This window comes from Desulforamulus aquiferis (genome assembly GCF_030577015.1).
Taxonomy (GTDB): Bacteria; Bacillota; Desulfotomaculia; order Desulfotomaculales; family Desulfotomaculaceae; genus Desulfotomaculum; species Desulfotomaculum aquiferis.
This window is the reverse complement of record NZ_JARPTC010000010.1, coordinates 78,987-91,828: the sequence shown is the minus strand read 5'-3', so window position 1 is coordinate 91,828 and position 12,842 is coordinate 78,987. Positions and strand designations below refer to the sequence as shown.

The 12,842-nt window shown below is 43.5% G+C and carries 19 protein-coding genes; 17 read left to right on the top strand and 2 right to left on the bottom strand.

Annotated elements, in window-relative coordinates; genetic code table 11:
* The coding region (locus P6N53_RS07890) for a RusA family crossover junction endodeoxyribonuclease (protein ID WP_304542291.1) at positions 1–489 on the top strand (489 nt) is incomplete at its 5' end.
* Positions 490–517: 28 nt separating this feature from the next.
* A complete protein-coding gene (locus P6N53_RS07885; RefSeq protein WP_304542290.1) occupies positions 518–1,045 on the top strand; it encodes a hypothetical protein in 528 nt (175 codons plus the stop codon).
* 108 nt (positions 1,046–1,153) lie between these two features.
* Here P6N53_RS07885 and P6N53_RS07880 read toward each other — a convergent pair whose 3' ends face one another.
* Together P6N53_RS07880 and P6N53_RS07875 are read right to left on the bottom strand one after the other, a co-directional pair.
* Positions 1,154–1,693, bottom strand: a complete 540-nt coding sequence (locus P6N53_RS07880) for a hypothetical protein (RefSeq protein WP_304542289.1) — start codon at positions 1,691–1,693, stop codon at positions 1,154–1,156.
* 169 nt (positions 1,694–1,862) lie between these two features.
* On the bottom strand, positions 1,863–2,093 hold the full coding sequence (locus P6N53_RS07875) for a DUF2188 domain-containing protein (RefSeq protein ID WP_304542288.1): 231 nt from the start codon (positions 2,091–2,093) through the stop codon (positions 1,863–1,865).
* Between the two features lie 72 nt (positions 2,094–2,165).
* On the opposite strand from P6N53_RS07875, the gene P6N53_RS07870 reads away from it, so the two are divergent.
* The 15 genes from P6N53_RS07870 (at position 2,166) to P6N53_RS07800 (ending at position 12,840) form a co-directional block, all read left to right on the top strand.
* The gene (locus P6N53_RS07870; RefSeq protein WP_304542287.1) at positions 2,166–2,360 is read left to right on the top strand and encodes a hypothetical protein; all 195 of its coding nucleotides are present in this window, start codon (positions 2,166–2,168) and stop codon (positions 2,358–2,360) included.
* A gap of 50 nt (positions 2,361–2,410) precedes the next feature.
* A complete protein-coding gene (locus P6N53_RS07865) occupies positions 2,411–2,620 on the top strand; it encodes a hypothetical protein (protein ID WP_304542286.1) in 210 nt (69 codons plus the stop codon).
* 52 nt (positions 2,621–2,672) lie between these two features.
* Positions 2,673–4,010: a site-specific DNA-methyltransferase gene (locus tag P6N53_RS07860; protein ID WP_304542285.1), complete on the top strand. Its 1,338-nt coding sequence runs from the start codon at positions 2,673–2,675 to the stop codon at positions 4,008–4,010.
* Between the two features lie 127 nt (positions 4,011–4,137).
* Positions 4,138–4,404 (top strand): hypothetical protein, encoded by a 267-nt coding sequence (locus P6N53_RS07855; protein ID WP_304542284.1) that lies wholly within the window; start codon positions 4,138–4,140, stop codon positions 4,402–4,404.
* 5 nt (positions 4,405–4,409) lie between these two features.
* Positions 4,410–5,357, top strand: a complete 948-nt coding sequence (gene terS, locus P6N53_RS07850) for a phage terminase small subunit (protein WP_304542283.1) — start codon at positions 4,410–4,412, stop codon at positions 5,355–5,357.
* Positions 5,347–6,624 (top strand): PBSX family phage terminase large subunit, encoded by a 1,278-nt coding sequence (locus P6N53_RS07845; RefSeq protein WP_304542282.1) that lies wholly within the window; start codon positions 5,347–5,349, stop codon positions 6,622–6,624. Before terS ends, P6N53_RS07845 begins: the two co-directional genes overlap by 11 nt.
* Positions 6,625–6,646: 22 nt before the next feature.
* Positions 6,647–8,128, top strand: a complete 1,482-nt coding sequence (locus P6N53_RS07840) for a phage portal protein (RefSeq protein ID WP_304542295.1) — start codon at positions 6,647–6,649, stop codon at positions 8,126–8,128.
* On the top strand, positions 8,106–9,008 hold the full coding sequence (locus P6N53_RS07835; RefSeq protein ID WP_304542281.1) for a phage minor head protein: 903 nt from the start codon (positions 8,106–8,108) through the stop codon (positions 9,006–9,008). Before P6N53_RS07840 ends, P6N53_RS07835 begins: the two co-directional genes overlap by 23 nt.
* Before the next feature lie 53 nt (positions 9,009–9,061).
* Positions 9,062–9,241, top strand: coding sequence for a hypothetical protein (locus tag P6N53_RS07830; RefSeq protein ID WP_304542280.1), 180 nt, complete (start codon positions 9,062–9,064; stop codon positions 9,239–9,241).
* An 81-nt stretch (positions 9,242–9,322) separates the two neighbouring features.
* Complete coding sequence (locus P6N53_RS07825) at positions 9,323–10,489, top strand: XkdF-like putative serine protease domain-containing protein (RefSeq protein ID WP_304542279.1); 1,167 nt, start codon at positions 9,323–9,325, stop codon at positions 10,487–10,489.
* A 21-nt stretch (positions 10,490–10,510) separates the two neighbouring features.
* Positions 10,511–11,437, top strand: coding sequence for a phage major capsid protein (locus P6N53_RS07820; RefSeq protein ID WP_304542278.1), 927 nt, complete (start codon positions 10,511–10,513; stop codon positions 11,435–11,437).
* A 1-nt stretch (position 11,438) separates the two neighbouring features.
* Positions 11,439–11,612, top strand: coding sequence for a hypothetical protein (locus P6N53_RS07815; RefSeq protein WP_304542277.1), 174 nt, complete (start codon positions 11,439–11,441; stop codon positions 11,610–11,612).
* A 3-nt stretch (positions 11,613–11,615) separates the two neighbouring features.
* Positions 11,616–12,002 (top strand): protein YqbG, encoded by a 387-nt coding sequence (yqbG, locus tag P6N53_RS07810; protein ID WP_304542276.1) that lies wholly within the window; start codon positions 11,616–11,618, stop codon positions 12,000–12,002.
* On the top strand, positions 11,999–12,349 hold the full coding sequence (locus tag P6N53_RS07805) for a DUF3599 family protein (protein WP_304542275.1): 351 nt from the start codon (positions 11,999–12,001) through the stop codon (positions 12,347–12,349). The genes yqbG and P6N53_RS07805 overlap by 4 nt, the downstream gene beginning before the upstream one ends.
* Positions 12,349–12,840 (top strand): HK97 gp10 family phage protein, encoded by a 492-nt coding sequence (locus P6N53_RS07800; protein ID WP_304542274.1) that lies wholly within the window; start codon positions 12,349–12,351, stop codon positions 12,838–12,840. Before P6N53_RS07805 ends, P6N53_RS07800 begins: the two co-directional genes overlap by 1 nt.
* The last annotated feature ends 2 nt before the right edge of the window (positions 12,841–12,842 follow it).

The window sequence follows — 12,842 nt, the reverse complement described above, 5'->3', positions numbered from 1 at the left end:
TGGAGGGCGCTTGTTATGACACGACTCACCCTTAAGGAAGCCCGGGCATTAGGTATAATACAGGCTAAGCCAAAGAAAAAGGTTTCTCCGAAGACAACACTTCCTAGGGTGCAATGGGATGCTAGGACCTTTGCCGGCGGGTTATGGCTGCAAATACCGGAGGTTCCGCCATCGTTGAATGTGTGGAAGAATTGGCACTGGGCAAAGCAGCATCGGTATAAGGAGGAATTAAAGGCTGACATTAGTAAGCTGGCCATAGCCTTTAAGTTGCCGAAGTTTCGCAGGGCCACGGTGTTAATCAAATACTATTTCGGCACAAATAGGCGGCGGGATCCAGCGGACAACTATGCACCGAAGTTCCTGATGGATGCATTGGTAAACGCCGGAATACTGAAGGATGATAATGGCGACCTGGTGACAGTGCAAGTGGCGATGGAGGTAGACCGGGAGAAGCCAAGGACGGAAGTTTTTATTTGGGAAGGGAAATAAACCGAGTAGTAAAAGGAGGTCCTGGCCGTTGCACGATCATAGATTATATAAAAAGGTATGCAACCTACTCAATGACTACAACGTAATTCAAGCTAGGATAAGGAACATTGACCTTGACCTGGCCAGGATGCCTAAGGAGGATACGCCTGAAGAGGCCATAGAGGGTATGTATTACTCTAGAGTGCAGGATGGAGGTCCACCTGCCTCAGGTGGCGTTTCTGATAGAACTTCAACAGTGGCTCAGAAATGGATTGAAGAATTTATTGAAGTAAACTCTGCCCTACACAAGCACCGGAGGACGCTTGAGGTTGAGAGAAAGCAGCTCTCAAGTATAATATCAAAGATTGACAATGCGATGGGTTGCCTGGAGTCGATGCAGCGGGAGATAGTAGAGATGTTTTATTTTAAGAAGATGAGCTGGCCAAAGATAACTATTGAGCTGCATAAGAAATATGGGGTTTACTATAGTGAGAGACACTGCAAGCGGATTAGAACTGAGGCAGTGGTTTATATGGTTAAAGCTATATTTGGGGTTAAGGTGAGGGAGACTGCATAATGTCCCGAAAATGTCCCGGTTATGTCCTTTTTCGGTATAGAAAGTGTAATAGAATGTCATTAGTAAAAGAGAAAGCCGCCAGCCGATGGCGGTTTTTGATTTAGATTTTTAACTTTGAATACTTTTCTTGTCTATTAGGTAATTTACTACTTCAAGTAATCGATTAAGGTATGCAATTTTAGAAGCCCTTCGTATGTGCAGAAAACAAACAGAAATAACGATAAAAATAATAAGCGCTGCAAGATAAAGATAATAATATGTTACAAAAAAATTAAGTAATTCATTCATTACAGAAGGGATTACATCTAATAAATTTTCCATTGCGAGTTTGGATTCTTCCTTGGTCGATATACCATTGGACGCAAAAATGGTTACAGTAGAAATCATTACTCCATAAAAAGAAATTAATATTGTAAATATAGGGGTAAAGATTAAGGTGATGAATGTTAGTAAAATAGATGCAAATATATGTGAAAAATTAAATTCTTTTGTTTCGATTATTTCTTCTTGTATTTGTAATTTTACTTTAACCAATTTATTGATGTGATATTTATTATACCTATTTTCGATTTCGTATATAGACTGAATGTATCCAGATTCTTTTTTCTTTAACCTATTAGCTAAAATATTCAATTTTGCGTTTATCAATGTTCATATCTCCTTTGTTTCTGTCGTGCTAAAGAATATATGTCGGAATTTGCTGTAAAGTACCATAAAACAATAATTATAAATAGAGCTGCAAGGCTCTTTTCTTCTTTGGTAAGGGTAGAATGGTTTTTATAAAAAAAGAATGCCACCGGCGTGGTGGCACAGTGAGTTAACCCCTCGGAGGAAACGGATCATTGCCATGACTATCCTTTTCCCGGATACGACCATCTTTTCCATGGATAACTAACTCAGAGCCTTGATTCTTTGCAATATCCCTTGCAATATCAATTGCTTCTTTCTGAGTAGTAGTCCTCGTAGTTGCTTTATGGTTGCCCGCACCCTTGATTTGCCAACCACCATCAGGGTGAGGGGTAACGTGCTGATTTTTGCCTTTGCCCACAAAAAACACCTCCTTTCTAGGATAATAATTCGACAAAAGGTTAAAATTTCCTTTTGAAGGAGGTTGTAATTAATGACTGGAGAGGTTATTCAATTACATACTTGGGAAGTATGCGAATATCCTTGGGGAACAGCAGTTAAAGAGAAGCGAACAGGAAAATGGCATAAAGTATTTCTTAAGCCGGATGGACAAGAAATTGATGTAGAAAACTTAGAAGTGATACTACATGATAATGGGATAGAGTTTATTATGTCGGAATTTATTTAGAGGTAAAGCCTCCTTTTTGCCGAAAGGTAAGGTGAATGGAGGGGATTCGTATGAGTGAAGATATTTGTACTAAAACCAGAAAACAAATTGAAAAACATAGGGAAGCGATTGAGAATTTGAGAAGCGACCTAGACTCCTATGTAGGAACGGCTAAAGAGTCACAAGTTGGAAGTGATCCGGAAAATATACACGAAAGAATTCATCTGCTTGAAGAGAAGATTCAAAATTTACAAGAATTATTAAGTCATAATGGTTGTTGAGCCTCCGGGCTCTTTTCTCATTCACAAGAATTGGAGCAAAGAAGGTGAGCCAATGGATATAAGAAATATCCCAATAAGTCAAATAAACCCAGCCCCATATAACCCAAGAAAAGATTTACAATCCGGCGACCCCGAATATGAAAAGCTCCGCAGGTCTATCGAGCAGTTCGGATATGTTGAGCCCATGGTCTGGAACGAACTCACCGGTAACCTGGTTGGTGGCCACCAACGTTTTAAGATACTCGTGGCCAGGGGAGACCGGGAGTTTGATGTATCAGTTGTTAATCTTGATGAACAACAAGAAAAAGCTCTCAACCTTGCACTTAACAAAATCTCCGGTGATTGGGACACCGAAAAGCTGGCCGACATCCTAAGGGAGCTGGAAGTCGCTGATTTTGATATTGAACTCACCGGCTTTGACACAGCCGAGATTAATGCTCTGCTGACTGATTTCAACTGTGAACCAAGTGTCGTGGATCCGGACGACTTCGACCTTGATGCTGAGGCTGAGAAGATTATCGACCCAATAACCAAGCCGGGGGACATATGGCTACTAGGCCGCCACCGGCTGCTGTGTGGGGATGCTACTATCTTAGCAGACATTGAAAAGCTAATGGATGGACAAACGGCAGACATGGTTTTCACCGACCCACCATATAACGTAGATTACGAAGGTGGCACTGGCCTTAAAATAATGAACGACCAGATGGACAACAACAAGTTTTACCGTTTCCTACGAGATGCCTTCACAAACATGTTTGCCGCCACAAAGTCTGGCGGCTCTATTTATGTCTGCCACGCTGACAGTGAAGGGGCCAATTTCAGGATGTCTATGGCTGCAGCGGGATGGTTGCAGAAGCAGTGCCTGATATGGGTAAAGAATAACCTGGTTATGGGACGTCAAGACTACCAATGGCGACACGAACCTATCTTGTATGGTTGGAAGCCAGGAGCTGCCCATCGATGGTATGGTGGACGTAAGCAGACAACGGTAATAGATGAATCCATTGGCGTTTCTGTAAGTCAGGAGGAAGGCAGCACAGTATTAACTTTCAATAATGGTGCTCAAACCTTAGCTATAAAGGTACCTAGTTTCGAGATTCTTCACCAAGGTGATGATGAAGGAGATACCATTTGGCGGTTTGATAAGCCACTAAAGAATACTGAACACCCAACGATGAAGCCTATAGGAATACCGGCCAGGGCAATTCGCAACTCGAGTAAGAGTGGCGAAATTGTCCTGGATTTATTTTTGGGCAGCGGGTCTACGTTAATTGCTGCAGAGCAGACCGGTCGTGTTTGTTTTGGAAGTGAACTTGATCCAGTGTATTGTGATGTGATAATTCGACGATGGGAAGAGTTTACCGGTCAAAAGGCCGTTAGACAATAAAAAAGGAGGGTGCTTCCAACACCCTCCTTAAGAACACCCGGGGCACCCCCGGGGAGAGATAGTGGATTACCGTGGCCACGGATTTTGAGAGACCACTATCTCGTTTCCATTTTATCGGAAAACGGGGGTGTTCACAATAGAAAAAACAAACAAATGTTCGGTAGAAGAATCGAGCCTTGAAGAGGCAAAAGTCCTAGAAAAAATATTTCAGTCTAAGGCTAAGTACAGAAAGATAATTCAGGCGGGTATAGCCCAATGGGTTAAAGATTTTCAGCAGGGCCGGATAAGGATTGAAAGTGTTGAGGACTTGAAGAAACTTATTGAAATAGACGTTGAACTCGCAAAGGAAGAACTTTTCTTAAGAAGTAGAAATTCTCGTCAGCAAAGAAGGTGAGGTGAATGCCGCCGGTAGTCGATTGGGTAAAAATCCGAGAAGAATTTGAAACTACAGATGTCTTACTGAAAGACCTGGCGGCAATGCACGGCCTCAAGGAAGGAACTATCCGGAGCAGAAAAAACCGGGAAGGATGGTCACGCGTTGCAACGCTAGAGGATAATGCAACGCAACGTGATACGGAAATATGCAACGTTGCATCTGACGTTGCAACGCAAGAAACTGTCCATGAGCCTGAGCCCTTCCCCGGACAATGTGAAGCTATCGGTCATAAGACTGGTAAGAGATGTAGGCGGAAAGTGGTCTCAGGGGAATTGTATTGCAGCTACCACCTAGATGGACACCGGGAGAATCAATGTACCGCAAGGTCTAGGCAAAGCGGGGAGAGATGTAAGAACGCCGCGGAGCCTGGAAAGAAGGTCTGTAAGTTCCACGGGGGAAAGAGTACCGGTTCGGTGGGGTATCAAAATAATCTTAAACATGGTTTTTTCGCCAAGATATTTCCGGATGATGAGGAGACCCGGGCAATTGTGCATGAGATTATGGAAAAAGGGCCCTTAGATATACTTTGGGAGCAAATTATAATCCAATACACGGCCATTGCCAGGGCCCAGAAAATCATGTTCGTTCGGGACCAGGAAGATATAACAAAACACCTTAAACGTGAAAAATCCTCTGTAAGTACTGATGAGGCTGAATGGGAATTCCAATACGCATGGGACAAGCAGGCTAACTTCCTTAAGGCCCAGAGTACAGCTATGAAAACCCTTGACGGTCTTATTTCTCGCTATGAGGAACTGGTTGAAAAATACGAAGTGAAAGGCTATGTTGTTGAGGAGCACCGTTTAAGGGTAGAGAAGTTGAAAGCCGAGATAACTAAGATTACCACCAATGAAGATGATAAACCTATAGAAATCATCATCAAGCGGAAGGGTGGGGGCAATGCCGATTGAAAAGGATGTTAATCCCCACTTTGAAGATTTCCTTTTCGACTGGGAAAGTAAGTTTTACTTCCTAGTTGGAGGGTACGGCAGCTCGAAAAGTTACCACGTTGCATTGAAATTGGTCCTAAAACTGTTACAGGAAAAACGCACGGCCCTGGTGGTCCGCGAAGTCTACGACACGATTAGGGATAGCTGTTTTTCTCTATTCGCTGAGATAATAACGGACCTAGAACTTGATGGTAGAATCAAGCTAGTTACATCGCCCATGCAGATAAGGTTTCCCAACGGTTCCAAGATAATCTTTAAAGGAATGGATAAGCCTTCCAAGCTGAAGTCCATCCACAACGTCAGCATCATATGGATTGAAGAGTGTTCGGAGTTAAAGTACGAAGGTTTCAAAGAATTGATTGGTCGCCTAAGGCATCCGAAACTAGACCTTCACATGATACTGTCAACAAATCCTGTTGGTAAAGGAAACTGGACATTCAAGCATTTTTTCAAGGTGGTTGCCTTGGATGACGAACTCCTGTACAAATCTAGAATACTAATTGTAAAGAACACCTATTATCATCACTCATTAGCTGATGATAATTTATTTTTGCCCAAATCTTACATTGACCAGTTAGAGGAACTCAAGAAATACGACCCAGATCTTTACAGGATAGCCCGGAAGGGCCGATTCGGTGTAAATGGTATTAGGGTGCTTCCTCAGTTCCAGGTCAAGCCGCATTATGAAGTAATGGAAGCTGTAAATAAAATACCCGCAGATATGAAGAGGGCAGGCTTTGACTTTGGATTTGTGACTTCCTATAACGCCCTTTTAAGAATTGCCATAGACCATGAAAACAAGATCCTTTACATCTACTGGGAGTACTACAAAAACCGCATGACCGACGATAGAACAGCGGTAGAGATTTCAGAGTTTAAGCAGACTAAGGAACTGATAAGGGCAGACTCAGCAGAACCAAAAACAATTAAGTATTATCGACAACAGGGATTTAACATTCGTGGGGCTAAAAAGTTCCCGGGTTCCCGATTGCAGTACACCAAAAAAGTTAAGAGGTTTAAGCAAATTATTTGCTCTGAAAACTGTATTCATGCCATTGAGGAACTGAAGGACCTGACCTACAAAGTCGATAAGGACGGGAACCTTATTGAAGATGAGTTTAACGTCGATCCTCACACATTTTCCGCCATATGGTATGCGTTAGACGGGTATGAGGTTTCGGATCTAAAGAAGGTCAAGAAAAAACGCGAAGGTGGAAACCTTTTCTAGGCAGGTGATTTAGTTGCAAAAGGTGAGGGCTACGGTTATAAAGGGTGATAAAACCCAGTTTCCATTTCAAAAGGCAGAAGGACCAATGGCTAGGCAGGGGGATGAGCAGTCTAATGAGGTATTGACACCTCCCTATCCTATTATCGAGCTACTTCAAATGAAAGAGTACAGCACTATCCTTCAACAGTGTGTTGATGCCTACAAGCAGAATATCTGCGGCTTCGGCGTTTCTCTTCGGTACCGCGAGGATGAAACCAAGGATAAAGAAACACCAGAAATGAAAGCAGAGTGGGAAAGGGTACAGGAGCTCATTAAGTACTGGAACTTTGACGAAGCATTCAAAGATGTATTTACTAAAGCTATCGAGCACCGGGAATATTGCGGCAATGGATATATTGAGATCATACGTGACGGCAAAGGGGTATCAGTAGGCGGAGAGAATGTTGACCCAAAGTATATCAAGGTAACAAGACTTACTGAACCGGTTGAAGTTTCTTATTACCGGGGAGGAAAACAATTTAAGCGGCAGAAACGTTTTAGACGATACCAACAGGATATTAACGGAAAAACGGTGTGGTTTAAGGAATTTGGTGACCCCAGGATAATGGACATTACTAACGGTAAGTTTGAAGAAGGAATACCAATTGACAGGCAAGCCAATGAAATTCTGCATTTCAAAATTGGGGACGGGGCCTATGGCATTCCAAGGTGGATTGCCCAAATGATCCATATGTACGGTGCACGCAAGGCAGAGGAACTTAACTATAGGTATTTCTATCAAGGTAGGCATATACCAGCTGCTATCATAGTAAGCAATGGTCAACTAACCGAGGAGAGTAGGGCCGCCCTAGAGGAATATGCCAAGAGCGTGGAAGGTGTAGAGAACTCCCATAAATTTCTGCTGTTAGAGGTTGAGGGGGAAGATGAAAGCCCTGATGAAGACAAGAAAAAGAAGTCTAATGTTGAATTAAAATCCTTAGCGGAAATACTTCAACAAGATGCTCTCTTTCTTGAGTATGACGATAAATCTAGACAGAAATTACAAAGCTCCTTTCGTCTTCCAGATATTTACGTTGGACGTAGTAAGGATTTCAACAGGGCTACTGCTGAGATGGCCATGGAAATTACTGAGCAGCAAGTATTTATACCTGAGCGAGAGAGTTTAGAGTTTGTAATAAACAATAAACTTTTTGTGGAACACGGGTTCAAGTATGTGGATGCTTATTTCAATAGCCCAGATATCAGTAACCCAGATGATAAGGCACGCCTGCTTGAAGTGTTTAACAGCATTGGTGCTATAGCCCCTAACGATGTTCGCCAGGACGTTGGAAAGTTGTTAGGTAGAGAATTGGAGAACTTCAAAGATGAATTAGCTAACATCCCACCCTCACTAAGACAGCAGGTAAGCCAAATACTTATGCAAAAGTCAGCTAACGAAAGCATAATCGGTATACTTAAGGATCTGAGGGATGTGCTGGAGGATGTACGTCATGAGAAAAATTGACCGTCTCCTAAAGTCAATAAACTCTTTTATTAAGGAAGAGGAAGAAGAAATCACGGAACTGGTACCCGAGTTCCCAGGGCTCGAAAAGGTACCCGGATACATCGAGGGCTACGAAAAGAAAGTGGCCAAACTACTTCGGACTCAGCGAAAGTATTACATCGATGGTATTAATGCCTTCGTAGCAAAAGATGTTACACTAGACACTTTGCTGGAACACATCATCGGAGAACTTTTCAAATCTGATGGTTTTGTTGCGGACATGGAAGAGGAAACAAAAGTATACCTCGCTATGAACATAAGTGAATTAACATCGGTAATCATGGAGGCCATTGACGAAGACGTGGCCTTTGAAGTGTTATCAGTTCGGACAACTAAATGGATCGAGGACTGGGCGCATGACTTATCACTGTTAATGCAATTAAACACCCACAGGGCCATTGAAGATGCCTTTATGATCGCTATCGAAAATGGCGACGGAATCGAAAAGGCAGTCATGACCATTAAGGATTTACCACAGTTTGACCGAGCTAGGGCAAGAACAACAGCAATAACCGAAATTCTTGCTGCCTGCAGCCGCAGTCAATGGGAGGCATACCAACAAAGCCCGGCGGTGGTTGGGAAGACCTGGCGGCACTCTGGTAGTAAGAAGAACAATCCAAGGCCAGCACATGTAAAACTAAACAACACCACAATACCAGTCGATGATAAGTTTGATGTTAATGGACATGAGGCTGATTATCCCCGGGACCCGTCTTTGCCTGGCTCAGAACGGATAAAATGCCACTGTGTCCTTTCTCCTGAGGTTGATGAGAGAATACTTGGTCTTACCAAGGAGGAAAAAGAAAAAATACGTCAAGAAGCTCTCGAACAACTGAAGTAAATTGTCACCCAATCTTGTTCAACCTCTGATATGATATCCTTGAGGTGGTATCCATGGAAGAATTAGAGGTTAGGCGGTGGCTTCGGGAAGCAAAGCGAGAATATGAAGAACTAGAGAAAATCTGTAAAGACGATCCAAACCAGCAAAACAGATTCAATCTAACATTAGCCCAATGGGAAGTTAAGTTTGCAGAAGCAAAACTTAAAAACATGAAGAAGAGGGACACCAGTTAGGTGTTTCTTTTATTTTGTCCAAGGAGTGACTTGCCATGAAGAAAGACAATGCATTAATCACTAATGGGGGGAGGTGACAACGTGGCAAGGGAACTAACGAATGTAAAAATAACCCATGTTTCCTATGTAGACAAGGGAGCCAATCAAAAGAAATTCTTCCTTACAAAAGCTCAGGATAGGCCCAATATCCAAAAACAAATCAAAATACTGACTAAGGCAGACGATGCCCAACACCTAGTTTATGGGGTTGTTTATGAACCAAATGTAGCAGATGCTCACGGTGATATTATGACATCAGCTGAGATAGAAAAGGCTGCCCATGGCTTTATGAAGGATGCCCGGAATATCGACCTGCAGCATAACTTCGAAGAGGGTTATGGTGATGTGGTGGAAAGTTACATAGCCCCACAAGATTTCGAGATTGGTGGCGAGGCCATCACTAAAGGGTCCTGGGTAATGGCCACCAAGGCCAGTGATGAAGTTTGGGAGGCCATCCAAAAAGGAGAAATTACCGGGTATTCCATGGCAGGCATTGCAGAAACAGTTGAAAAACAGTCGGAACCTTCGCAGGAAATGCGGGGGTTTTTTGCTACCATGAAGGCGTTCTTTACCGGTGAAAAAATTGAGAAGGGTGCTGTTAAGGACAAGTACGAAAGAAACAGAAAAAGCCGCGAGTTTTGGGCGGCCCAGGATGCCCTCAACTCTATTTTATTCCGTTGGGATCAATGGGATAGCGGCATGGAAACAGATTCCGAAAAAATCAAAGAAGCCCTGCAAGACTTTGTGACTATTGCTGAGCAGGTCTTGGTGTCAGATGACATTATGAAAGCCATTGGTCAACCACCAGCCGAAATCCAAAAGGCCGGCAAAAAAATATCTACCGCCAATATGGGGCACATCAGAACAGCCCATGAGGCATTAGGTAAGTTAATTGAGCAAGAGGAGGAATCAGACGTGAAAAAAGAGGAAATTGAAAAACTTGTTGCGGATGGAGTAGCCAAAGCTCTAGAGCCCATTACTAAGAAGCTAGAGTCTGTAGAAAAAACAGAGCCTACTACTGATCCGGTGGAATTGAAAGCTGAAGACGTTGCCAAGATGGTTACTGACGCTGTTGAAAAAGCTGTTGCACCAGTGACAGAGCGTCTGGATGCCGTGGAAAAGGCGCGTGGTATTTCTAAACAGGCAGATGGTGACCCGGATCCCAATCAAGAGCCAATTAAAAAACATTACCTTGCAGGTGTACTGTAAGGGCGGGGAGGATAAAAGATAATGACCTTAACTAATCAACAAATCATGAAAAATACCATTACCACTGCTGGAATTACTGCCGGCCTACTTAATCCTGAACAAGCGATGAAGTTCATTCAGCAGACTTTCGAAGCGACTCCCCTTGGCGGCATGGTCCGTAGTGTCGTTCGTAGAGCCAAAACTGGTGAAGTCGATAAAATCGGCATTGGCTCCCGGGTTATCCGTAAGAAAACTGAAAACACCGATGATGGCTACAGGGCAAAACCTACCTTTGGTAAAATCGAATATGCTACCGTTGCTGTTCGACTGCCCTGGGAAATTACCGAAGAATCCCTTCGTGAGAACATTGAAGGACAAAATTTTGAAGAAATCGTAACCAACCTTATGACAAGGCAGTTAGGTGTCGATCTTGAGGATCTTCGACTCAATGGTGACACCGCCACCTTGGACACTGATCCGGACTATGATTTCCTTAAAATAAATGACGGATGGCTTAAGCAGCTAAACAACGGCTCTCATGTTGAGGATCGGACTGCTAAAGAAGCCGGTGCAACCACTCTGGCCATGTTTTATGATGCCCTGAAGCAGTTGCCAGACAAGTACAATGACGGTACCCTACGTTGGATGATGTCTCCTTCCCGAAAGCAGACATGGGAGCTTTATTTATATAATCAAGCTATCTCCAATGGCGGTGGACTAAACGAATCCCTAATGCGTGCACCGGCGGGAATTCCTATCGTCGAAGTGCCCCGGATGCCTTCATCCAAGATTGTTCTGTCCAACCCCAAAAACCTTATCGTAGTAAACACCTACGATGTAAGGATTCGTAAAACCACCGAAGGCCAAGAAGCCATTATGCAGGACAAGCGGTTCTATGTTGTTCACCTCGACGATGACCCGATCATCGAGGAACTGGATGCCTGTGTGTTGGTGAAAGGACTGATGTAATATGGCATATAAAGTAAGGCTGACCAAAGGGTTGTCATACAGTGGCATTGTCAATGCTGACCGGAAAAATCCTATTACTGAGGTGAAGAGCAAAAAGGATCTAGAAGAAGTATTGGCCACCGGCCACTTCGAACTGGTTAAAGCAGAAGAGGAAAAGGAAGATAAGGGGGAATAAACTATGCCCCTTATAACTGCTCAACAAGTCAAAGACTACAGTGTTTTCGAGGCGGTGAAAGGCCGCCCGGATGCACTGTTAGGATACGATATCCTGCAGGCTGAAACTGAAGTGTTTCAGGAAGTTGGACATAAGTTCGATTCCGTTGAATATCCAACATTGCCCCAAGAGGTTGAGTTGGCATTAGTTAAGTTGACCGAGTATTATGCCCTTGTAAATAGCGATGAGTCAATCGCAAAGGGTTACAAATCCGAGAAAATTGGTGATTACTCTTACACTCTTGGGGATGGTACGGTGGTACAAAAACCTGCGATATCCTCATTATTATCAGCCTACATCAAGTCATCTCCAGGGAGTGGAAAAGTTAATTTTAGGATGAGGTCAATATGAGTTACGCCAAGTTACTAACGGACAGGTGCGACATTTTTCATCTTGTTGCAACTAGCGACCCTGTTGAGTTTGGTGTTCCCTTTGCCAAGACTTTGGGATATCCGGAGGAGGCAAACTTAACTGATGTTCCATGCTACTTTTCTAACGACAGAAAAGGGCAGGTTATTACTCAGGGTGAGCCTAACAATCGTATTGTCGAGTCATTCCTGGTCCACTTTAAAACTGGCACAGATGTAAGAATTAATGACAAAGTGATATTTCAAGGTGATAAATACTGTCTACAGAAACCGAGAGATATCCGGGGCCATCACATTGAGGTAAAAGCTGTTAGGGATGAGGATTTGTAATGGCCAGAAATGGTGTGGAAATACGAGGTTTGCGCGAACTAATTCGCCGGCTTGAAAGGGCGACAAATGGAGAGTTGCGTAGGGAATTTGCTCTGTGGTTGGAGGCCACGGGCTTTCAATTCCTCGAGGAAATCCAGCAAGAGATAATCCGCACCCAAACTGTGGACACCAGGCGGCTACTGAACTCCTTTGACAAAGGCGACGGTGACAATGTTTGGAGCATAACTGATCGGGGTCTGACTTTGGAGATTGGATCAAATCTTAGCTATGCTAGTTATGCCAATGATGGTCACTGGCAGGAACGGCGATTTATCCCAGGCCGGTGGAATGGTCACACGTTTGAATATGATTCCGGAGCGAATACCGGCATGATGTTAAAAGCTAAATGGATTGAGGGCACTGGTTACTGGGACAGTGCCTTACTGATATTTGAGCGGATATTTGAAAGAGCTCTTGAGCGAAAGCTGCAGCAGTGGCTTGATACTTTTTAAGG

Excerpts from the sequence above, each read along its gene's own strand:
- P6N53_RS07870 (WP_304542287.1), top strand. The coding sequence starts at position 2,166 with ATGACTGGAGAGGTTATTCAATTACATACTTGGGAAGTATGCGAATAT.
- P6N53_RS07865 (WP_304542286.1), top strand. The coding sequence starts at position 2,411 with ATGAGTGAAGATATTTGTACTAAAACCAGAAAACAAATTGAAAAACAT.
- P6N53_RS07860 (WP_304542285.1), top strand. The coding sequence starts at position 2,673 with ATGGATATAAGAAATATCCCAATAAGTCAAATAAACCCAGCCCCATAT.
- terS (WP_304542283.1), top strand. The coding sequence starts at position 4,410 with ATGCCGCCGGTAGTCGATTGGGTAAAAATCCGAGAAGAATTTGAAACT.
- P6N53_RS07845 (WP_304542282.1), top strand. The coding sequence starts at position 5,347 with ATGCCGATTGAAAAGGATGTTAATCCCCACTTTGAAGATTTCCTTTTC.
- P6N53_RS07835 (WP_304542281.1), top strand. The coding sequence starts at position 8,106 with ATGTACGTCATGAGAAAAATTGACCGTCTCCTAAAGTCAATAAACTCT.
- P6N53_RS07830 (WP_304542280.1), top strand. The coding sequence starts at position 9,062 with ATGGAAGAATTAGAGGTTAGGCGGTGGCTTCGGGAAGCAAAGCGAGAA.
- P6N53_RS07820 (WP_304542278.1), top strand. The coding sequence starts at position 10,511 with ATGACCTTAACTAATCAACAAATCATGAAAAATACCATTACCACTGCT.
- P6N53_RS07815 (WP_304542277.1), top strand. The coding sequence starts at position 11,439 with ATGGCATATAAAGTAAGGCTGACCAAAGGGTTGTCATACAGTGGCATT.
- yqbG (WP_304542276.1), top strand. The coding sequence starts at position 11,616 with ATGCCCCTTATAACTGCTCAACAAGTCAAAGACTACAGTGTTTTCGAG.
- P6N53_RS07805 (WP_304542275.1), top strand. The coding sequence starts at position 11,999 with ATGAGTTACGCCAAGTTACTAACGGACAGGTGCGACATTTTTCATCTT.
- P6N53_RS07800 (WP_304542274.1), top strand. The coding sequence starts at position 12,349 with ATGGCCAGAAATGGTGTGGAAATACGAGGTTTGCGCGAACTAATTCGC.